This is a genomic window from Salipaludibacillus sp. HK11 (assembly GCF_047795645.1).
Taxonomy (GTDB): Bacteria; Bacillota; Bacilli; order Bacillales; family Salisediminibacteriaceae; genus Salipaludibacillus.
In genome coordinates this window covers 1077973-1100523 of record NZ_CP181045.1, presented here as the reverse complement: position 1 = coordinate 1100523, position 22551 = coordinate 1077973, and the positions used below count along the sequence as shown (strand labels likewise).

16 protein-coding genes are annotated in these 22551 nt (G+C 36.9%); 2 read left to right on the top strand and 14 right to left on the bottom strand.

The genetic code is table 11. The features are described from left to right. Positions 1-235 precede the first annotated feature (235 nt). The 7 genes from ACM26V_RS05595 to ACM26V_RS05565 form a co-directional block, all read right to left on the bottom strand. Positions 236-817 carry a thioredoxin family protein gene (locus ACM26V_RS05595; protein ID WP_416150447.1) on the bottom strand — a complete coding sequence of 194 codons (582 nt, stop codon included), beginning with the start codon at positions 815-817 and terminating at the stop codon, positions 236-238. Between the two features lie 396 nt (positions 818-1213). Next, positions 1214-3352 (bottom strand): assimilatory nitrate reductase catalytic subunit NasC, encoded by a 2139-nt coding sequence (gene nasC / locus ACM26V_RS05590; RefSeq protein ID WP_416150446.1) that lies wholly within the window; start codon positions 3350-3352, stop codon positions 1214-1216. 48 nt (positions 3353-3400) lie between these two features. Continuing rightward, on the bottom strand, positions 3401-5758 hold the full coding sequence (gene nirB, locus ACM26V_RS05585) for a nitrite reductase large subunit NirB (RefSeq protein WP_416150445.1): 2358 nt from the start codon (positions 5756-5758) through the stop codon (positions 3401-3403). A gap of 255 nt (positions 5759-6013) precedes the next feature. Continuing rightward, positions 6014-7630 carry an ABC1 kinase family protein gene (locus tag ACM26V_RS05580; protein ID WP_416150444.1) on the bottom strand — a complete coding sequence of 539 codons (1617 nt, stop codon included), beginning with the start codon at positions 7628-7630 and terminating at the stop codon, positions 6014-6016. A gap of 186 nt (positions 7631-7816) precedes the next feature. After that, positions 7817-8662, bottom strand: coding sequence for a pyrroline-5-carboxylate reductase (proC, locus tag ACM26V_RS05575; protein ID WP_416150443.1), 846 nt, complete (start codon positions 8660-8662; stop codon positions 7817-7819). A gap of 276 nt (positions 8663-8938) precedes the next feature. Continuing rightward, positions 8939-9712: an ABC transporter permease gene (locus ACM26V_RS05570; RefSeq protein WP_416150442.1), complete on the bottom strand. Its 774-nt coding sequence runs from the start codon at positions 9710-9712 to the stop codon at positions 8939-8941. After that, entirely contained in the window at positions 9699-10673 is a 975-nt protein-coding gene (locus tag ACM26V_RS05565) for an ABC transporter ATP-binding protein (RefSeq protein WP_416150441.1), read from the bottom strand. Before ACM26V_RS05565 ends, ACM26V_RS05570 begins: the two co-directional genes overlap by 14 nt. 368 nt (positions 10674-11041) lie before the next feature. Here ACM26V_RS05565 and ACM26V_RS05560 point away from each other — a divergent pair, with 368 nt between their 5' ends. After that, positions 11042-11758: a pseudouridine synthase gene (locus ACM26V_RS05560; protein ID WP_416150440.1), complete on the top strand. Its 717-nt coding sequence runs from the start codon at positions 11042-11044 to the stop codon at positions 11756-11758. Positions 11759-11877: 119 nt separating this feature from the next. On the opposite strand, the gene ACM26V_RS05555 is transcribed toward ACM26V_RS05560, so the two are convergent. After that, entirely contained in the window at positions 11878-12558 is a 681-nt protein-coding gene (locus ACM26V_RS05555) for an RlpA-like double-psi beta-barrel domain-containing protein (protein ID WP_416150439.1), read from the bottom strand. Between the two features lie 106 nt (positions 12559-12664). Then, positions 12665-13579, bottom strand: coding sequence for an aminoglycoside phosphotransferase family protein (locus ACM26V_RS05550; RefSeq protein ID WP_416150438.1), 915 nt, complete (start codon positions 13577-13579; stop codon positions 12665-12667). Positions 13580-13706: 127 nt separating this feature from the next. Here ACM26V_RS05550 and ACM26V_RS05545 point away from each other — a divergent pair, with 127 nt between their 5' ends. Continuing rightward, positions 13707-13928 carry a DUF1450 domain-containing protein gene (locus ACM26V_RS05545; protein ID WP_416150437.1) on the top strand — a complete coding sequence of 74 codons (222 nt, stop codon included), beginning with the start codon at positions 13707-13709 and terminating at the stop codon, positions 13926-13928. 126 nt (positions 13929-14054) lie between these two features. Here ACM26V_RS05545 and ACM26V_RS05540 read toward each other — a convergent pair whose 3' ends face one another. The 5 genes from ACM26V_RS05540 to pepF form a co-directional block, all read right to left on the bottom strand. Continuing rightward, positions 14055-14504 carry a HEAT repeat domain-containing protein gene (locus tag ACM26V_RS05540; RefSeq protein ID WP_416150436.1) on the bottom strand — a complete coding sequence of 150 codons (450 nt, stop codon included), beginning with the start codon at positions 14502-14504 and terminating at the stop codon, positions 14055-14057. A 156-nt stretch (positions 14505-14660) separates the two neighbouring features. Continuing rightward, complete coding sequence (locus ACM26V_RS05535; RefSeq protein WP_416150435.1) at positions 14661-15728, bottom strand: M42 family metallopeptidase; 1068 nt, start codon at positions 15726-15728, stop codon at positions 14661-14663. Between the two features lie 34 nt (positions 15729-15762). Then, positions 15763-18057 (bottom strand): UvrD-helicase domain-containing protein, encoded by a 2295-nt coding sequence (locus ACM26V_RS05530; protein ID WP_416150434.1) that lies wholly within the window; start codon positions 18055-18057, stop codon positions 15763-15765. A 37-nt stretch (positions 18058-18094) separates the two neighbouring features. After that, on the bottom strand, positions 18095-19498 hold the full coding sequence (locus ACM26V_RS05525; protein ID WP_416150433.1) for an MDR family MFS transporter: 1404 nt from the start codon (positions 19496-19498) through the stop codon (positions 18095-18097). A 1093-nt stretch (positions 19499-20591) separates the two neighbouring features. Next, entirely contained in the window at positions 20592-22412 is a 1821-nt protein-coding gene (gene pepF, locus ACM26V_RS05520; protein WP_416150432.1) for an oligoendopeptidase F, read from the bottom strand. Between the last annotated feature and the right edge of the window lie 139 nt (positions 22413-22551).

Sequence of the window (22551 nt, the reverse complement as noted above, 5' to 3'; positions counted from 1 at the left end):
GCAACAAATTATCAAAAATTCCCGACCCGAATTCTCTTGAGCTGGTCCATTCCAACAAAAACGCTAGAGTGAAAGCTATTTTCATCTTTACTTGATCAAATAAATTTCAGCGTTTTCAAGCTTGCCATTAAATTGAGCACAAACAAAGCGACAAGGAATAATTCTTGTCGCTAATAGTCACTCTTATTAAAATTTTCACACTTTCGATACATACACACAAAGTCACATAAATTATTTAGACTAAATCACAAGCTTCAGCAGGCATCCAGTGTTCGTCTTTTCCATCCCACTTTACATTACATCCAATCGGATTTGTCACCGGTCTTGTAACTGTTTTTCCTGATAAATGTTCTTTTAAAGCGCTTTCTAAATCGTTCACAGTCATTTTACTAGTATCTCTAGGTTGATCAACACCTCTACCTGTATAAACTAGCTTTCGATTTTGATCAAAGACAAAAAAGTGTGGCGTTCTTAATCCACCATATGCTTTGGCTACTTCTTGAGTTTCATCATGTAAATACTTCCAAGGAAACTTTTGCTCGTCTATACGTTGAACCATGTGATCAAAGGAATCATCAGGCTTTGTGTTAACACTATTTGAATTAATCGCTACAAACTCAACTCCTTGTTCCTTAAATTTGTCTGCAGTTTCTCTTGTAACTTCATCTGAACCAACAACGAAAGGACAGTGATTACAAGTAAAGAACACTACTAATGCTTTGGCATCAGCAAAATCATCTAGATTATACGTTTTTCCATCCGTAGCACCTAATGAAAATTGAGGTGCTTGATCTCCTAGTTGCAAAGTAAATGTCATATTAAAAACTCCTCCAAAATTTATTTGGCGCGCTTTCAAATTAGCGTAAGCCTATGAGATTTTTACACTTATTGATGGCGTAGATATCTCATACTATATATATTCTATTAGAAATGGACAATACCTTCTTATATCTTCAACATTTATTAATAATTATCCAATACTAGTAATTTGGCGTTCTATGCACTAATTCGGTGTGTTTATGCTGATACTCGGATGCGCTTTGCACAAATTTGGTGCGTTTATGCTGATATTCCATGGCTCTTTGCACAAAAATACGAGTTCTATGCTGATACTAGAATTATTCCAATCTGTGTTAAAGAACGATAAACAAATTTCCGTTAAAAAGCCACACAGACTCCAAAATGGATATCTGTGTGACAGTCAATACGCTATTTAATTAGCAATCGGACTGATCCTCACAGCACTCACCTTAAACCCCGGCATCCTACAAGTTGGGTCAAGTTTTTTAGATACTAATTGATTAACATTTTGTGTATCAGCCCAGTGAAACGGAACAAAAACTGTGTCCTTTCGAATCGTGTCAGACCATTTACTTCGTACAACGATACGCCCTCTTTCTGATTCTATTTCTACCATTGTATTATCTTTAATATGATATTTCTCTGCCGTCGCTGGATGAATTTCCATATAAGACTCGAATTCTCGTGCAGCTAGTGTGGAGCTTTTCCTTGTTTGCACTCCTGTTAAATAATGAGACATCACTCTTCCGGTAGTTAAGTAGAGAGGAAAATTTTCTGTTGGATTGTCTTTAGCAACTTCAGGTGTGTTAGAAACGACAACCATCTCTGCTTTTTTATCTGCATGAGCAAATCCATCTTCAAATAATCGTTTTGTTCCTGGATGGTCTTCATCAGGACAAGGCCATAAAATCCCTTTCTCTGCTCTTAAACGATCGTACGTAATACCCGAGTAGTCAGCAATTCCACCTTTAGTTGCCATAGCGAGCTCAGTAAATATTTCTTCTGGCGATGAAAATGAAAAGTGTTCCCCTTTACTAAGAGCTTGAGCAACTTCACATATAATTTGCCAATCATGCTTTGCTTCTCCACGAATTGGAAAGCTCGCTTCTCGTAAGGTTACACGCCCCTCAACGTTTGTCATTGTACCAGGCGTTTCTAAATAAGATGTAGCCGGTAAAATTAAATCTGCTAATTCAGCGGTTTCGGAAATAAATAGATCACAAGCAACGAAAAAATCTAGTTTCTTTATCGCTTCTTTTACAAATGTTGCACTAGGGTTCGAGACAACAGGGTTCGAACACATTAAGAACATTCCTTTGATTTCTCCTTCATCGATTTTTTCAATCATTTCAAAGGCTGAAACCCCTTTTCGAGGAAGATCTTTTTCATTAATTCCCCAAAAATCAGAAATCTCCTTTCGATGCTGTTCATTTTCAATCGACCGATAACCAGGTAACTGATCTGTTTTTTGACCGTGTTCCCTAGCTCCTTGCCCATTCCCTTGTCCTGTTACAGCACCAAAACCTGAGTTTTCCTTACCTATTTTTCCAGTAGCTAAAAGAATATTCAAAAAATTACGTACCGCAATGGAACCATCAGTTTGTTGTTCTACTCCTCTAGCGGTAAAAATCATACCCGACTCTTCTTTACCAAAAACAGTCGCCGCCTTTATAATATTATTTATTGGCACTCCTGAAAGCTCAGCTATTTCAGATAAATCCAAACTTGCAACATGATCTCTTACTTCATCAAAACCATTTACTCGCTTTTTTATAAATTTCTCATCTATTAAGTTTTCATCAATAATGACTTTTAACAATCCATTGGCTAGTACTGCATCTTTCCCTGGTTTTACTTTTAAGTGTAAATCAGCCATTTGGGTAGTTGGTGTTTCACGAGGATCAATCGCAACAATAAATGCCCCATTTTCCTTAGCTCGTTCAAAGTATGGCATGATTGTCGGTTGACATTCTGCAATATTCGTCCCTGCCAAAATAATACACCTTGAGTGTGGAATTTCTTGGATTGTATTTGTAAAACCTCGGTCCATTCCAAATGACTTTGCAGCCGCTGATGCTGATGCTGACATACACAAACGTCCGTTATAATCTACATATCTCGTTTCTAAAGCAACTCTAGCAAACTTTCCTAATAAATAAGCTTCTTCGTTCGTGATCGATGCACTTCCATAAACGGATAAGGCATTTTTGCCGTGATCTGTTTGAATACTAGTGAATCTTTCTTTAATTACTGCCATTGCATCATCCCAAGAAATTTTCTTAAATTCACCGTTTACTTTTAACAACGGGTGTTTAAGCCGATCAGAGTGAACAGCATGTTGATGGGCGTTTAATCCTTTAATACATAACCGGCCCTCAGATGTAGGGTTATCTTTCCCAACTGTTTGATATTTTTTCCTTGTAACAGTTGTTTGTTCAATGAGCTGCATATTACATTGCATACTACAAAATGGACATTGCGTATCATACACTTTTTCCGTTTCCACTTCTTTTTGCCTTTTACGAAAATACTTTAGTAACATTTCAGTCAAGGTGCCTCATCCTTTGCTAGCTTGTTTTTCTTTCTGAATCTATCGTATTTAGTAAGCGGCTTTCTCTACCACTTTTTTATTATGATTAGAATCACTATCTAAACTGGTGATTAACTCTTGTCTCAAATCTACATCGAATAGTACTTCTCGTATATGCAAGATACTGACTCTATCAATCCAATCCCAAGAACGTTCACCATATTTTGCTGTTTGACGATAATATTCAATAAAGCCAATGATAAGATCGATGACTTCTTGCTCAGTTTCTGCTACACAAAGTAACTGTCCTGCAAGTGGATTACGACCACTACTTCCACCAACATAAATTTCCCAACCACGATCAATTTGAATAACTCCGATGTCTTTGGTCGTTGATCCCGCTCCGTTATGCAAACAAGCAGAGATACCCATTTTAATTCGGTAAGGTGTTACAAGGTAATCTGTTCTTCTTTCTAACTTAGCGGCCAGTTGCAGAGCGGTCTCTTTCTCACATTTACAAACCGTCTCACCAATACAGGTTTTGATATTTTGCACAGTATTTCCAAACGTGCTACTCAGTTGCATATCTAAGTCTTTCCAGATATTTCTTAAATCATTTTCTTTCACGCCTGTTAAATGAATTCTTTGTTCACTTGTTATTGCTACATTTTTAATCGAATACTTTGCAGCAACATCTGCAATTTTACGAAGTTCTTCTGCATTCGTCACACCACCATACATTTGTGGGGTAAGTGAGTACGTGCCATCACTTTGACGAGTCGCATTCATACGTTCGTTGAAATACAGCGACTCTTGCTTCGTTTCATATTCAGGATAAATCATTCCGAAATAATAGTGCAAAGCAGGAACACAAGTTGAACACCCCTTCTCTTTATCCCAATGTAGCTCAGTTATCACTTCATGAACAGATTTGAGGTTTCTCATTTGAATCTCTGCTACAACTTCCTCGTCAGTCAATGCTGTACAGGAACACATTGGCACCTTTTCTATCACTTCATCAAAATCATCACTTTGGATATAGGATAGTAAGTCGCTTACTAGTGGTTTACATCCACCACAGGAACTAGAAGCTTTTGTGCATTTTTTCACTTCTTCAACCGTTGTTAGACCTTCCGTTTGGCACGATTCAATAATCGTCCCTTTTGTAACTGCATTACAATTACAGATCAATTCCGTTTGCTCCATTGAACCAACTGCAAACTCCTGATCAGACGATTGTAAAAAAATCATTTTTTCTTCATCAGTAATGACTTTTTGTTTGCTAATGATATCTATCAGTTTGTTTCCAGCTTTCGTGTCCCCGAATAAGACAGCTCCTATCACTTTATCTTCTTTTAAAATAATTTTCTTGTAGACTCCAGCTAATTCATCATACTGTGAGATCATTTTAGTTGTTTCATCTTCATGAAATTGACCGACTGAAAAGACATCGACTCCTGATATTTTCAATTGTGTTGATAACGTAGACCCTTGGTATCCCTTGGACTCTTTCCCACAAATTTCTTCAGCTAGTATTCTTCCTTGTTCATATAGAGGTTTAACTAGACCATAGACCATTCCTCTATGCTCCACACATTCACCAACAGCATAAATATTAGGAACACTTGTTTCCAAGTGATCATCCACAACAATTGCTCGGTTCGTTTCAATTCCGCTTTCCTTGGCTAGTTGTATATTAGGCTTTACTCCAACAGACATGATAACAGCATCTGCTTCAACGGTAGATCCGTCTTTAAAACGTAGACCCTCGACTCGTTTATCACCAATAATTTCTTCCGTAGCTTTTTCTAATAGAAATTTCATTCCCTGATTTTCCAATTCTAGTTGTAGCATTTTCGCAGCTGTTGTATCTAGTTGTCTTTCCATTAAATTACCAGCAATATGGACAACATCCACTTCCATTCCTAAATTCAGCAACCCTCTTGCCGCCTCTAGCCCTAATAACCCACCACCAATAACTACAGCTTTTTTGTGGTTCTTTGCAACGTTAATAATCTTCTCGCAATCCTCTATCGTGCGAAAGGTAATAACACCCTCTTTATCAGCTCCTGGGAGTGGCAAAACAAATGGCTTCGAACCAGTTGCGAAAATTAGCTTATCGAATTGCACTTCACGATCTTGATCAGTCTTTACAATTTTATTCTCCGTATCGACATGCAAAACCGTTTCACCTTTATATAATGTAATATCATTTTTCTCGTACCATGCACTACTATTAATCGTAATATCATCTACTTTTGTGTCCCCTTGCAGAACCGTAGATAATAAAATTCGATTATAGTTATCATGCGGCTCACTTCCAAATACAGTAATATTGTACTGGTTAGGATTATTTTTTAAGATTTCTTCAACACAATTGACACCAGCCATACCATTTCCTATTAAAACTAGATTTTGTTTTACCATCTAAGAAACCTCCAGATTATCGCTAATCTTTTTGTCTTTCAAGCTCTTTATCTTTATCCTTCGAAAATAATAATTATAGACAATTCTCAATGTTTTCAATATAAACATTGTATCTGTAGTCTTTAATAAAATCTCTTAGTGTGTCAGAAGAACTGACATAGAAATCTTCTTAGATAAAACAAAAGCAAACGATATAAACGCTTACACATGCATCAATATAAGCTTTGGCTTTTTTTAGTTATTATTAATAAATCGCTACCTTTTTTCATGCATATACTTCATCCATTTCTTTTGTTTGTAGTGACTAAAGAGATATCCAATAATTGAAATTGCAGAAACACCAACAGAAATTTGCCATATAAGTTGATGTGATGTGTACATACCAACACCTATCCCCAAGGAACCAAATAACAACAATTGGAATAAATTTCTTTTGGTGTTTTCATAAATTGTAAATTGAAAATACCTTCGTTGTTCGATTTCCTTTATCTCTGCTAATTTCTCCGGTGCCTTCAGAAATTCTGTCACGGAGTGAACCACTTTAAATAATGGTTGTGACTGCAACCATTGCCATACAAACGACCATTTATTATTTCCTTGATGCTGTATCCAGTTCAAGAAAACCGGTTTACCAACGTCTATCAATTCTTCTTTAGGTGCGATGATATGAAGGACGCCTTCAATGGTAATAAAAGAACGACCTAAAAAAACAAAGCGAGTAGGTACTTGAATCGGGAGCGCCTGAATCATGTCATTCATTTCTAATTTGAAAGCAATCAAGTCCATTTCTTTTAATTGCGATGGATGAAAAGAAAGGAGCTCTTCTAATAATCCTTCAATCGTTCTTGATTCAGCACCGGGTAATAAAAAACCTAATTGAGTCAAAGATTCTACTGCTTTAGGGTAATTTTTCGAGAGGATACTTTCAATCAGCTTTTGAAAATGAGCTGCATCCTTTTTCGTGATTTCTCCTACCATACCAAAATCAAGCAGTACTATTTTTCCTTCTTTTGAAACAAGCACATTCCCTGTATGCGGATCGGCATGAAATGTACCCGCCTCTAGCCATTGGGGAAGGAACAATGTGATTAGACGTTGCGCAAGTTCTTTACGACTAACATCTAGTTGATCTAACGCTTCAGAATCAGTTAGCCTTATCCCATCTACCCATTCCATCACAAGAACTTTAGATGTACTTAACTCTGAGAAAACAGACGGTATTTGAACAACATCTGACTCTTTGAATCGATCTTTAAATGATAGAAGTGCCTCCTGTTCCTTTGAAAAATTTAGTTCTCTTTCAATCACCTGTTTTAACTCTTTAAACAAGACGTTAAAATTAATAAATCCTTTTGGAAGAGGAACAAAGTGATCTGCAAACCAAATAATAATTCCAAGCGTACGGAAGTCGATTTGAACAATTGATTGAATGTGAGGCCTTTGAACTTTAATGGCAACCTTTGTCCCATCCTTTAATTTACCTTGATATACTTCTCCAATAGACGCTGAGGCAATTGCTTTTTTTTCAATTGAATGTAATTTCTGCTCAAGAGAACCGCCCCACTCCGTTTCAAGAATATCCTGAATATCTTTCCAATCAGAAGGTGGAACATGGTCAGTTAGGTCTTGTAATTGATCAATAAATGCCTTTGGCAGTAAATCACCACGTATACTTAATAACTGTCCTATTTTGATTAATAAACCTTCCAATTCAAATAACGTTCTGCGGAACCGTTTTCCGATTTCGTCCCACAACTTTTGCCATTCTAATTCTGGCTTTTTACGAATTTTGTACCAATAAATTTTAACGAAGATGATAAACGCCATTGATAGTACTTTTGCCATCCGAATCAGTTTATTTTTCGTTTTCATAACGACCTCTTTTCTATGATTATATCAACAATTTAAAATAGCTGAAGTAAAGGGATATTGAGTATTATACATACATTATATCAAATAAATGGAGAATCACTTCCAAATATAAGTAAAATAAATCTAAAAAAACGCCCCTTCTCCTAGTCAAAGTTGACTACGAATAAGGACGCTTCAAAATCATTTTTAGTAATGGTGAGTAGGATTATTTTCTAAGTGAGCACTGATTTCTTTAGATCGTTTCATTGCGGATGCGATTGCTGCCTTGATCGCTTTTCCTCCACCGTTAGCAGCTAATGCTTCTAATCCTGATTGTGTCGTTCCATTTTTAGAAGTGATGTTGGTTCTTAATTGCTCCGGAGATTCATCACGTTCAATCATCATTTTTGCTGCACCCAAAATTGTCTGTGCGCCAATCCTTCTTGCTAGTGAGGAGTCCATACCATTTTCAACAGCAATTTCTTCTATATGCTCCATCAAATAATAGTAGTAAGCTGGCCCACTACCCGCAAGTCCAGTAAACAAGTCCATTTGCTCCTCTTCGATAAGATAAACTTCCCCTATAGCACCAAGGATTTTTTTAGCTAAGTTGACATTTTTCATAGTCACACTTTCGCCTGGAGATATTGCTGTAGCCGATTCTTGAATCATACTTGAGGTGTTTGGCATAACACGAATAACTTGTTGATCTGCTTTTAAGTGGTCTTGTAAGTAAGATGTTGAAATCCCGGCTAATACACTCATCACTACTTGATCTGGTACAAGCTTATCTTTTATCGAAGCAAGACACGTCTCTGCGTCTTTCGGCTTCATCGCTAAAATAATTACATCAGCAGATTCAATAGGAAAACTATCAAAAACTATTCCCTGAACGCCGTACCGGTTATGTAATTCTAATAAACGTTCTTGATTACTTTGGTTTGTTACTAATAGTTGCTGTGGCTCCAATGTACCGGTTTTTACAATTCCGGATATCATCGCTTCAGCCATGTTGCCCGCACCAATAAAAGCGACTCGTATGTTTGTTGACATCTATTTCCAACTCCTTGTATCGTTACCCATGAAATGGTATCTCTTTTTTTTTACAATCTGCCTTTAATAATACCACGATGTTGATTGTCTGCAAGAGATACCTACGAGTTAAAGAGTATTAGAGAGAAATAATGCGTAATGCGTATATACCTTGTTATCCATTAGCTAAGATCTCTAAATCGCCAAAATTCATATATTACTAGTCGAGAAAGCTAAAAAAGTAATTTATCCTGTGAATTACCATTCCCTATGTTAATAAACTTCAATATGATATTGCTAATATTGTCCCAACAGGCCTTTCTTCATCGCAAATTTCTCACAACGATGGAAGACAACCAAACCAATGACCAAGTATACGAGCGAATTTAATAATAAAATACCATAATCAGAAGTTGGTATATCAGTTAAAGTTACATTTTCCATCATTACCGTTCGTACCATATTTACACCTTTTACAAATGGTGCCAGCGCTAGAAAAGGGGCTACTGAAAGTGGTACAAATACAAGCGCCATCAAAACAAACTGAAAAATCTGTAGAAATGCTTCGATTTGTTTCACAATTATTGCTAAACCAGCAATCATAAAACTGATACCGATCATACTAACCATCGTAACGATTATTATCGGAACCGAAGTCATTGGATTAAGATTCATCCATTGTCCAGAGGTTAACATAGCCGCAAAGAGTAAGATAATCATAACAATGAATTGCAATACAAATTGACCTATAATACGAGTAAGCATAATTTTCCACACACCCATAGGAGACATATATAATTGTTCTAACGTCCCACGCATTGCTTCAGAAACGATAGTAAATCCTATGAAGTTCATCGTCATCATCGTCAAACTCCAAAAACCAACACTCACGATGGAATATTGTACATTTGCATCAAAACTAGCAGGGTCACCAATAAACATAATTCCAAAGAAAGTGGCCAAGAAAATGATGTAAAATGTAAGCAATAAAGCAGCTGTATTCGGAAAATAACGAATCATTTCTATATATTCTTTTCGAATATTTGCCTTAAATAAATTAAACCAACTCATAGCCGGTTTCCCCCTTCACTATTCTCATAAATACTTGTTCGAAATCAATCGTAGTGCGGTCAATGCTTTCGACAATAGTTCTTTCCTCTTTAAAAATATCAAAAAGATCATAAATATCTTCGCTCTGTTGCAAATTTACAGCAACGATTGTTTCATGTGATTTATCATGATACGTACTCATAGGAAATTTACTACGTAACGTATCCTTCTGAAAATCTGTTAACCTCTCACCTAACGTAATAGAATAAGCCCGTGTTTCAAAAAACTTAAGTAAATTCTCTATTTTTTCATCTACGATAACCGTACCTTTATTTATAATTACTGTTCTGTCACACAATTCTTGAACGACAGGCATATCATGTGAACTAATTATTATCGTACGATGTTCATCTTTCACTATTTTTTTCAGAATTTCTCTTAGTTCATAGCTGATTTCAACATCTAACCCTAAAGTTGGCTCGTCTAGTAATATCACTTCTGTATCAGCTAACAAGGCGACAGCAATCGCTAGTTTTTGCTGCATCCCACGTGATAAAGCATTTACAAGTTCATTTTCTTTTTCTTTTAGTCCAAACTGTCCGATCAGTTTATCCACGTCAGCTTTTACTTCCTTTCGTGATTTCCCGCGATTTCCGGCGAAGTATTCAAGATTTTCCTTCACAGTCAAGCGCCAATATAAGTTGCGATTCCCCTCTAATACAGCACTAATATGCTTCAACGCTTTTAATCTATTGTTTTCTATATCTAGGCCATTAATCTGAATTGACCCAGTATCTGGTTGCAATAACCCGCATATCATCTTTATAGTCGAAGTTTTACCAGCTCCATTCGGCCCTAATAAACCAAGTACTTCTCCTCGGTTCACTTCAAAAGAAATATCGTTAACCGCTGTGACGACCTCTCTTGTCTTTCTTTTTACAAAAGCTTTATTAATGGATCGTACTTCAATCATCTTGTTCACGGATCATACACCCTCTCAGATTAAATCTTATTTGTATCATCAGTTTAAAATATATTTCCATATATTCACACTTGCTGTAGACCGAACTTCCCTCATTCTTGCGATGGATATTTATTTCAGTCTGATAACTGATAAGAAGTTGCCGGCATTTGTCCATGTAAGTCGACACGTTTTCAGCAGGCTGTTAAGTTGAATGTTATTATCTAATGCGTTTAGTTCCTTCCCGTATTGATTTATGGTACGATTTATCAGAGGTAGTCTGCCTTTCGCTTTTTTACTATTTGGATTAACTGATGAAATTTACTGCAATAACCTAAATAGGTCATCTCTATTCGATTCTCTAAAATAAAATTCTTCCACTTAAGGGTGTGATTCATATTCGTATTAACAAATATATAAGCGAGTCAGGAAAAACATCGAGGCGCGGGGCAGATAAATTAATTCTTGAAAGACAAGTTACCGTTAATGGGAAAATTCCCAAACCTGGTTACCAAGTTAAACCAGGGGATAAAGTTCTCGTAAGCGGCGATCCAATTCAAATGGCGAATAACTATGTATACATTGCTTTGAATAAACCTATTGGTATCACAAGTACGACCGAGAAAAATGTGAAAGGAAATATCGTTGATTTAGTCAATCACCCTCTTAGGATCTATAATATTGGACGTTTAGATAAAGAGTCAGATGGGCTAATACTTCTAACAAATGACGGGGATATTGTTAACGAAATATTACGAGTTGAAAACGAGCATGAAAAGGAATATATCGTATCCGTGGATAAGCCAATTTCTGAAGAATTTTTGAAAAATATGGCGGAAGGTGTCCATATATTAGGAACAAAAACGCTACCTTGTAAAGTTTATCAATTATCTAACTTTGAATTTCAGATCACGTTGACACAAGGATTAAATCGGCAAATCCGTCGAATGTGCGCGGAGTTAGGATATGACGTTTTCCGACTTCAACGAACACGTGTGATGAATATTCAATTAGGTAACCTTCCCGTTGGACAATGGAGAGATTTATCAAAGAAAGAAAAGAAGCAATTATTCAGAGATCTAAATTACCAACCGAAAGAGTGGTAAAACAATCTAAAAAATGCATATTATAAAAAACGTTCACCAGACCGACCTAGGTGAACGTTTTTTTCGTACTTATTTAATTTTGATCATACTAGGCTGTTTTTAATTACAATACTTTATTCTTAAGCTCCATTTACGTCAAATGATATAAGACGATTTGTATTAGGATTAAAGACAACTTGGCCCTTAACAGTTATCTCTTCCTCCGTAGATTGTAGCGTAAATTCATAGATCTCTCTTACCCGATCAGCTGTAACCTCTATTTGTTCCACCAATTGTTCGTTCGTAATGGTGTATTCCGAATAAGCGGTTTGCACAATTCCTTGAAGAAACGATCCCCATGTATCTTCGTCTTCTTCTACTTCATTAGCAATAATAATTTCAACATCAATGATGCCTTCATCTAAATTTGCTCCCAAAGCTTCAAATGCTACTCGGTGAAGATTGATTTTATCTTGCTGATATCCTGGAACCTGGTCGACTACTGTCACTGCTACTGGACTTTGTCCAGGTATTCGTAAATTTCTAACATATAACGTTTCTCCACACCTATACGGCGATTCTACACCAACCCCTACAGTCATATATTGATTTTGTGACCAAGGTATGTCACACCGCGTTACTGTGCCACCCTCTGTCCATGAAGCTTGGCCTCTAATCGCTTGTTGCCGGTCTAATTGTCCCATTGCATCATTCGGATAGACTGGATAACTTCTATTAGCGTTTGAGTATGGATGCTCAGAATAAAAATTCGCAGGATAAAAATAACGGTGTTTCAGATAGTAAGGATCATTTGCATACATTTTAATTCCTCCTGTCATAGACGTATACACTACTTGGTAGCCTATGTTTCATAGTGGTTGACCTGTGACAGGAATTAGATAATCATTTTGTAAAATTAATTGTATTTCACTTGCTACCAAATATATCTTTATGAAGCTCTTCAAAAATTGTTATTCCCCCGTAAAATGGTTTACAATATGATCCATCATCATCAACGCTCCAACAAGTTGCTAATACAGTGTGACAATAGCCCCAAAGAAGTAGCCTTTCTTTATTAAGCTTAAGCTCATTTGTGAATATGTTTACTCTTTTTTCAATCACACTATAAGCACCTTTTTCTGGTAACTTATTTAACATGTACTGTATCAGATCGTACTCTAGCTCACCAATTACGCCTTTAGGATCAATCGCTTTGTAATTCTCGTTTGCAGATGAGAGTATATTATAATGATGGAAATCCCCATGTAAGAGAAATACTTGACTAGTTGTCTGAGTTAAATATGTAAAAATATTTAGAGCTTTACTCATCATTTCCTTTGAAATAGGCCCTATGCCCTCTGGATTATTAATAACAAGTCGTCTCAGTTTTTCTTCTCTATTGTTAACAGGTGATATTTTCGTATGATTCGGTGCTGGGATTACTAATTTCTTAAGCAATTTAGCTGCTACCCGACATGCCTTTTCGTCATTATTTTCTTCCGCTAAAGTATATCCAGGTGTAATCTTCTCCAATATCAAAATACCTTTCTCGGTATCTGAATCGATTAACTTCACTGTTCCTCGCCCGTTGTAAAGTTTTAATGTTTCAAGTTCATCAGTAAATTCCTTACCAGGCAAACAAATCTTCACTACAACTTCCGTATTATCCTCCATGGTAGCGGGTGCCACATAATTAATAGAAAGATGATATGGATCTTTCAATTTTAATTTCCAATTCCTCTCACAATAAGCAATGAGAGACGGGAGCTCTTGTAACCACTTCTCCCCATCATCTTTGAAATACAAACGGACAGATTGCACAAACTGTTCCTGAAGATGCATAAATATTCTCCTCTCGATTTCATTATAATTCATCGTTTCACAATCATCAAAGTTGATCCAACGTACCGTTTAATTGTAGAATTTATATAAGCTGCTCTCATTGTTGACTATGGAATGTAGGTGAAATATGACAAACAAATTTAAAGTTTGTGATAAATGCAAAGCAACAAATATAGACTCGCTAGTTTCTCGACTGAAAAAAATAGATTCAAATGCAAAAATCAACATCGGTTGTCACTCTTACTGTAAAAAAGGTAAAAAGAAACCATTTGTTTTTGTTAATGGCGAAGTAGTTTCTGCAAAAAAAGAAGATAAACTCATTGAGAAAGTGAAGAAGCGGATGAATTAATTTTGACTTTTGAGTTTTAACTAAAAACATTTTAGCGCACTATTTATTCAATCTGTTTTTCAAAAAAAAAGGTGCTTCTTTACTAAGAAGTACCTTTTTTGTTTAACGTTATTCAATTACATTACTTTAATTTCTACCAATTGATAAGCTAGCCCATGTCTCTTCTAGCCACTGATCAAAGTTATCTCCTTTGTCCCCTTCATACGTATCGTACAAATCAAGCCTCATCTTTTTGACTTTTTCTTTGAACTGTTCATAGGAATGGTCCTTAGGAAGACTCTTTTTTATACGAATAAGGATTTTTTTCGTACCCTTGATAGGATCTTCATTCTTATACTCAGGCTTGGAAACTTGCTCACCCAGTCCCTTTAATTTTTCATATGCAGCAATTTGAACTCTATAGACAGGGTCTCCGGTCATACTATGATGCAATAATTCCTTCGTCTCCCTAGTTTTCCACTGACCTAACTCTTCAACTGCATCAAGACGCTCGCGCCAATTAGATTTTCTGTTAATCGATTTCTTTAATTCTGCAAAATTAGCTGGTGATTCTTTTCTTGTTTCTTCATTACTCAAACTCTTCAATCCCTTTCATCTCTACGTAAAACTCTCGGTAAGAATTTCCTATTATCTATTGTACCATGATCCATGCATTCAAATACGTTAAATCATAAACGAAAAGCGTATCTAAATTAATTTATCTTTCTTTGTCCTCTATTAATTGCAAATTACCTAACTCAAAAATGAAAAATCCGTCTCTTTTGTCAGCGATAAAATAAATGCTTTCAAAAGATCTTTCGTAGCTCTGAGATCATCCATATCAATTACTTCAACTGGCGAATGTGCATAGCGAGAAGAAATCGATAATACACCAGTTGGAATTCCACGATTGGCTAAGCTTATGGCACCGCCATCGGTACCAATACCAGGAAAGATTTCAAGTTGGTATCGAATTTCGTGATTAGTTGCTAATTCTATCAAATAGTCTTTAACTGCAGGATGAGAAATCAAACTAGCATCAAGAACTTTGATTCCCGTTCCTCCTCCTATCGCTAACGTATCATCCATCGTCTCTTCTAGAGTATCGCTTACCGCGGTTGTATCGATAGCAATCGCAACGTCTGCTTCTGTTTGACTTGCAGCGACTTGTGCACCACGTAATCCCACTTCTTCTTGAACAGTGAAAATTGCCGTAACCTTTCCAGAGAATGATGTCTTCTCCAGCTCTTGTAACGTTTTTATCAGTACTGCACATCCTGCTCGATCATCGAACCCTTTTCCAACGAAACGACCGGTCGATTCATTGCCGAGGTAATCCATATTGGGCATCCACGTTATTGGAGAACCAATTTCGACACCTAAATCTATTGCGCCTTGTTTACTTTTAGCGCCTACATCAATGTATAATTCACGGTGATTTCGAACACGACTAGCATCATCAAACTTCGCAAAATGAGCAGAAATACTACCAATTATTCCAGTTATCAATCCAGTTTTTGTGCGAATTTGTACTTTTTGCGTCAACAAGATACGATCATCATGGCCTCCTAATTTTTCAAAACGGATTAAGCCATTAGATTCTATCTTCTTCACGATGAATCCAATCTCATCCATATGCGCTGTCATGATCATTGATGGACCTGGCCTGCTGCCGTTTTTAATTGCGATTACATTTCCGAGAGCGTCGACATCGATGTCATCCACAATCGGGCGAAGCGTGTCGCGAACCCATCGACTAACTGGTTGTTCGTAACCACATGGTCCGTGAAGTGACGTTAACGTTTTAAGTAATTTCTCCACCTTCAACCCCTCCTTTTTTTATTAGTGAGGATTCTCACTTGTAGATTTTAATTTCTCGATCAGCTTTAACCATTTCACTTTTACAAAGTGGGCAAGCCTTTTGCTCTTCGTCTATTTTACTTTGATTGCTGACTCGTTTCCATCCGTTACATATGAAGCTAGTACATTCCCACACAATTTCGTGAACTATTTCTGATTTTCGTTCTGACGATTCGTTGCCTTTTTTGACTCTCCCAATTTTCATTTCGGAGATATTCTTCTTCGATTCCCATGCACCATATGCTTCCAATAAAAATCGAGAAACACTTATTTGTTTTCCGCGGTACATGGATGGTGAACTAATACAAAGCTCTTCTTGCGCTCTTGTAATGGCTACATAGGCGAGTCTGCGTTCTTCTTCAATCGCACAAGCAATTTTTTGCTTTCCTTCTCCAGGGATAAGCGAATCTTTTCGTTGATCCGCTTCGAGTGCGGAACTATGTGGCAAAATGGTTTCTGAAGCTCCAATCAGGTAAATGACAGGGTATTCCAACCCTTTTGAGCGATGAATCGTCATTAGTGAAATCACATCGCCATTATCCTCCGGTCGCCGTCCAGCCATTTCTTTGTTTTTAGTAATAATTTCATCAATAAATCCGATATACTCCCGAACTGTTTTAAATGATTTTGCCGACGATTCTAACTCTGCTAACGTTTCTTTAATCATTTCTTTATCCATCGTCTTCGTTTTCCGCTCATCAGCTTCCAAATATTTATCGTAAAAAGTACGTATCTCTTTAATCGCACCTATAGCCGTTTTTTGCTGAAGGAGTTTAATTGTATTAAGACGTTGATTGATTTGTTTTTTTTGAAAGTCCTTAAGGTTCGGTAAATTCTGGACATGATCTAGTAGTTTCTTTCCAGGGTTAAACATTGCTTCTGTTTCGATATACTGGATCGTTTTTTCTCGATTTAAGTACAAACTAGGCAAAATATTACGAAGTGCTGCTATGTTTTGTGGATCCAAAGAAAGTCTTAAATAATCAAGAATCATTTGAACAATACTGTTTTCATAGAAAGTTTCTCCTCTTGTAAATGTAATAAAAGGTACTTCCATGATAACCATTTGATCAAAGATGGCTCGACTACTTGTAGCTGTGCGGTGGAGAATTGCAAAATCCTTAAACCTTCTCCCTTCAAACTTTACCGCATCAATTATTTTTTTAATAATTAATTTCGCCTCATCATCTGTTGATTCGGGTTTTAAAAATACTGGCTTTTGATCGGCTATTTTGCTTGCTTTCAATGTTTTCTTATGTCTCATTTTATTATGTTTAATAACCTGATTGCCAAGAGAGACAATATCCGCTGCAGACCGATAATTGATATCAAGTGTGATTGATTTTGTTGCAGGGAAATCTGTAGTAAAATTCAAAATTATCGAACTGTCTGCCCCATTAAAACTAAATATCGTTTGATCATCATCGCCAACAACAAATAAATGGTCAAGGGGGTTCGCCACCATCTTTATTAATTCATATTGAATCGGGTTCGTATCTTGCCACTCGTCACATAAAATGTATTGGAATCGTCGCTGCATCGCTTTTAAAAGTTGAGGGTCTCTTATTAAAAGCAAGTATGTTTCTAATAACATATCATCGAAGTCTAAATAATTTCTTTCTTGCTTCCATCCTTCATATTCTGTTAAAACATCTTTCACTTCTTTTTCAACAGGAAGTTTCGAAGGCATATCATGTACCGTTTTCATGTTGTTCTTATAAGAAGACAAAATCGCTAATAACGTTTCAGATTCGTATGAATCTTGCAGTTCGTGACGTTTAAGAATCATTTTAATTGCAATTTGTTTTTGCTTCTCACTGCTTATTACTTGTTGGTCAAACCCTCTACTTTTCAACAATCGATAAAAAATTGAGTGAAACGTTCCTGCAGTAATTTCATTGACCGTTCTTTTAGGCAATCCCGGGAGAGATGCAATTCGTTGTTTCATCTCTTCCGATGCTTTCTTTGTAAATGTAACGAGTAAAATATTTTTAGGATCAACTTTTTGAACAGAGAGTAAATACCCCGTTCTTGATACAAGGACTCTCGTTTTACCGCTCCCTGCTCCAGCTAAAACTAGTGCTGGTCCTTGACCATGTCTTACGGCCTCCAATTGTGGTTTATTCAGAAATACTCCCATCTTCTCAAGCGATCTGAAATAAAAAGCGTCTCTCTCTTCATCAGAAACTAGATCAGCACTCGTTTCAGTTGATGCAAAAATTGCTCCATGAAGTTGTTTATTTTTTGCTCCGAACGGATACGTCATAAATCGTTCTGCTTTTTCCATCATTAATCACCGACTTCAAATAAATTCATCATATCTTTCATTATGAACGATCGTTTGCTTGCTCTGGCTGTTCTTTCGGTAGAAAGCTCGCTACGAGAACTAATAGCACTCCACTAATTGCTAAAAGAATGAAAACCGAGTGAAGACCAGCGGCAAGGATATCAGGTGCCACGTCGACTCCATTTGTCGCATGTCCACCAATCGTCTGATTGAGAAACATCCCTAACACCGTTATCCCCAACGTTTGTCCTAATGTTCGAAGGAAAGCATTTGACGATGCAGCAGTACCTCGATGACTCCAATCAACGGAAGATTGAACAATCACAGTATAGACGGTCATCGATAAACCAAACCCTAACCCGATAAAAAACATAATGATGACAAGGATGACATTTGAGGTTGTTGAAGTGATCCAGGTCAGTGAAAACGTCCCTGAAGCAATCAGAATAACCCCAACAAGTGAAAGTGGTTTCGATCCAATCCGCACAAGCAGCTGACCACTTATAAATGATCCTAATGGCCATCCAATCGACATTGGAATTAATGTTAACCCAGATGACGTAGCCGCTAACAATAAGACTCCTTGAACCCAAAGTGGTAAGTATGCCGTTAAACCGATAAGAATCGATCCCATTAATAACCCACACACATTAGCAATTAATAAATGACGATTTTTGAACAAATAAAATGGCATCATTGGTTCTGAAACATTTAACTGAATGATCACAAAAGCTAATAAGAAACTGAATCCAATCGCGAACAAGATATACATTGTCGGATCGGTCCAAGCGATGTCATTCCCCCCTGAAAGTAAGGCATATAACAATGTAGCCATTCCGATCATAAAGGTGATTGCACCTCCGTAATCAATCAATCGTTTCCGTTTCTCTATTTTCTCCTCTAAGTATTTACCAATTAAATACATCGAGACGAGACCAAATGGAATATTAATAAAGAAGATCCAATGCCATGTGAAATAATCGACAAAAAAACCGCCAACTAGCGGACCACAGACTCCTGCAATCCCCCATATTGATCCAATAATCGCTTGAACTTTCCCTCGTTGTTCGTATGAAAACACATCACCTACGATCGTGAAAGTCATTGGCAATAGTGCTCCTGCCCCAATTCCTTGCACTGCCCGGAAAAAAATTAATTGTTCCATTGTTTGTGAAAGTCCGCATAATGCCGAACCTATTAGAAAAATCGTTGCTCCAGTAATAAATATCTTTTTTCTACCAAATAAATCTGCTAGTTTCCCGAAAATTGGTGTCATCACCGCATACGTTAAAAGATATATTGCAAATACCCAACTAATCAGATCTATCCCACCAAGATCCCTTGTAATGACAGGCATGGCCGTACTGATCACAGTCACTTCGATCGCTGCTAGGAAGGTTGCAATAAGCAGCGCAATAATTATGTTACGTTGATAACGATTCATTTCCGTTCTTCCCTTCCACGTTAAAACAGTCTAAAGCCTAGTTTACTATTTTAGTAACAAGATTGCTATTGAATTATTCATTTGAAATATACGAAGCTTTAGCTTAATTCTTCATAATAACAATTTAAAATTCTCTCTTTCGTACCGTTTTCCCAATTCTAATCTTCTATTTGTGTAAATCACTCTATTACATCCTGCTTCTCCGCTACTTTCGGCTCCAATCTCAGCGGTTCACTCCCTATTCCTTACTTTTCCGCTCCGTTCGGCTCCAACCTCAGCGGTTCACTCCCTATTCCTTACTTTTCCGCTCCGTTCGGCTCCAATCTCAGCGGTTCGCTCCCTATTTCTTACTTTTTCGCTCCGTTCGGCTCCAATCTCGGGGGTTCGCTCCCTACTACTTACTTTTTCGCTCCGTTCGGCTCCAATCTCGGGGGTTCACTCCCTACTACTTACTTTTTTGCTCCGTTCGGTTCCAATCTCGGGGGTTCACTCCCTATTCCTTACTTTTTCGCTCCGTTCGGCTCTAATCTCAGCGGTTCACTTCCCTATAGCGATGGGACGAGTGCCCCCGGCAAAAATTGCTGAAGGAGTCTATTAGAGTGGCGTGCAACTTTTTCGAAAGAGGTATACTTTTATCACATTACTAAAATCTTATTCTATTAAAGACGAACATTCGTAAATAAACGATCAAAAAACTTGAATCTCCTTCAAAGTTAGAAGATTCAAGTTTTTATTGTTCATAAATAAATTAACTAGCGAAATAATAGAACAATTAATTCGATAAAGCCAATTAAGGCTACAAGTAAAAGGAAGATAGATACTAAAATATTGAATGCGAAACTCTTAGTATTACCTTTCTCTTTTTGTTCCATTCCCAAGATTAATATGACAACACTTAATAGGAGCATAGTTATTGGAGTTAACTGGTAATTGCTTGTGATCATACTAAACGTGGAAATAATCACAACAGTAAGTGCTAGAATTATTTTAGTTATGTTTAAGATAAGTAGTGCTCCTCCCTATAACTGTTTCTAAAACATAGATTTAAAAACAGTCTTATTTCACTACATATTATCATAATTGATATTAATTCTTATTGCTTTTTTTCATAACTTTTTTCTAGCTCGTCTACTAAGTATCCTACATAAGCAACAGCCTTTTCAATCGGCTCTGATGTAGACATATCAACACCGGCCACTTTCATTAATTCTAATGGCTTTAATGTGCCGCCTGCTTTTAATGCCGTTAACCATCGGTCTACAGCAGGTTGTCCTTCTTCTTGGATCATTTGCGCAGCAGCAGTTGATGCTGTTAACCCTGCGGAGTACGTATATGGATAGAGTCCCATATAATAATGAGGTTGACGCATCCATGTTAAACCGGCCCCTTCATCAATGTCGACGGAACTTCCCCAGAACTTAGTAAGTAAATCTATTTTTTGCTCAGAAAGGATGTTTGCTGTGATCGGCGTTCCTTGATCAGCTAAATCATAAATACGGCGCTGCAACTCTCCCTCCAATATGTGGGTCACAAAGTTGTGGTAGTACGTTCCTAATGATTGAAGAATTACCCATCTACGCATACGATCATCATTAGATTGGGCGATAATATGTTGGCTTAATAACATTTCGTTCATTGTAGAAGGTGCTTCAATAAAGTATCTTGAAGGACGAGTGTTTGAAATTTTTTGATACCTTCCTGCTAAACTAAAATGACCTGCATGTCCTAATTCATGAGCAAGTGTGAAAGCATTTCTCATTGAATCATCCCATGTCAATAAAATGTAGGGGTGAACCCCGTAAGGGCTTGAACAAAAAGCACCAGATCTTTTTCCAATATTGTCAGTGAGATCTATCCAGCGATTAGTTACCGCTTCCTCCATTATTTCCATGTATTCAGGTCCCATCACCTTTAATGATTCTAAAATGAGATCGGTCGATTCTTTATATGTCGTTTTAGGATCATATTCCGGATCGAGCGGTGCTTTTAGGTCACTATATTGCATACTTTCAAGGCCGAGCATCCGTTGTTTTAACTTAGCATAACGTCTCATATGAGGGGCTAGTTCTTTTTGGATCGTATCTAATTGATTATGATACATTTCTTTTGTCACTTGCTGATCGTTTAAGAGCATATCCGTTGCTGAACCATAATTTCGTATTCGTGCTTCTACAACTTGCTTATTTATTTCTGTAGCATATGTTGCTGCATAGGTATGTTTGTATTGCTTCAGAGTGTCATTAAAACACTCGTAAGATTTCCTTCGTAATTCTGTGTTTGCGGAACCTTCGTAGGTAGGAAATGTATTAAAAGTGAGTGGATATTCTTTCCCGTCTTCGGTTTTAAAAGATGGAAATACCATATCTGATGTTTTGCTTCGTTCATAGATCATGAAAGGTGCATCATGAATTTGACCGAATGCTGCTAACACTTCTTCCGCATCAGACGTTAGCTTGTGAGGCTTCGTTTCCAATAAATCAAACAGCGTTTTACGATAGGATTCCAATTTTCCTTCTTGTTGGATGTAGGTTTCTACCCTCTCTTCAGTTAATTCAAGAATTTCAGACTCAATAAAAGAAGTATTTGCACTAAAGCTAGATAACATAGAACCGACACGTGCTGCGTTTGCTTGATTAACAGGATTAGTCCCATCTTCAGAAAGACGGAGCGATGAAAACGTCGACACTCTCATTACTCTTTCGTTTAAAGCATCTTTAGCATCGAGGCAATCTAGCAACATTTTTGCACTTTCAGAAATACCTCCTTTATATTGTGTCACTCTATCGATGTCTTTCTGTACTGCTATTAATTCGTGCTCCCATGCCTCTTCTGTTTTAAATAAATCATTTAAATTCCACGTATTATCAACTAAAACTTCAGAACGGCTTAAAGTTTCTTTGTAAGCATCTGTCATACATATTCCCCTCTCACACTAGTTTGATATAAATGACGTTAAATTTCACACATATTGTTTCGTATATCGAAATATATAGTAATATTATATCTGAAAAAATTGATAATTGAAATGTTGATGCAATATTAAAGAAAATTTG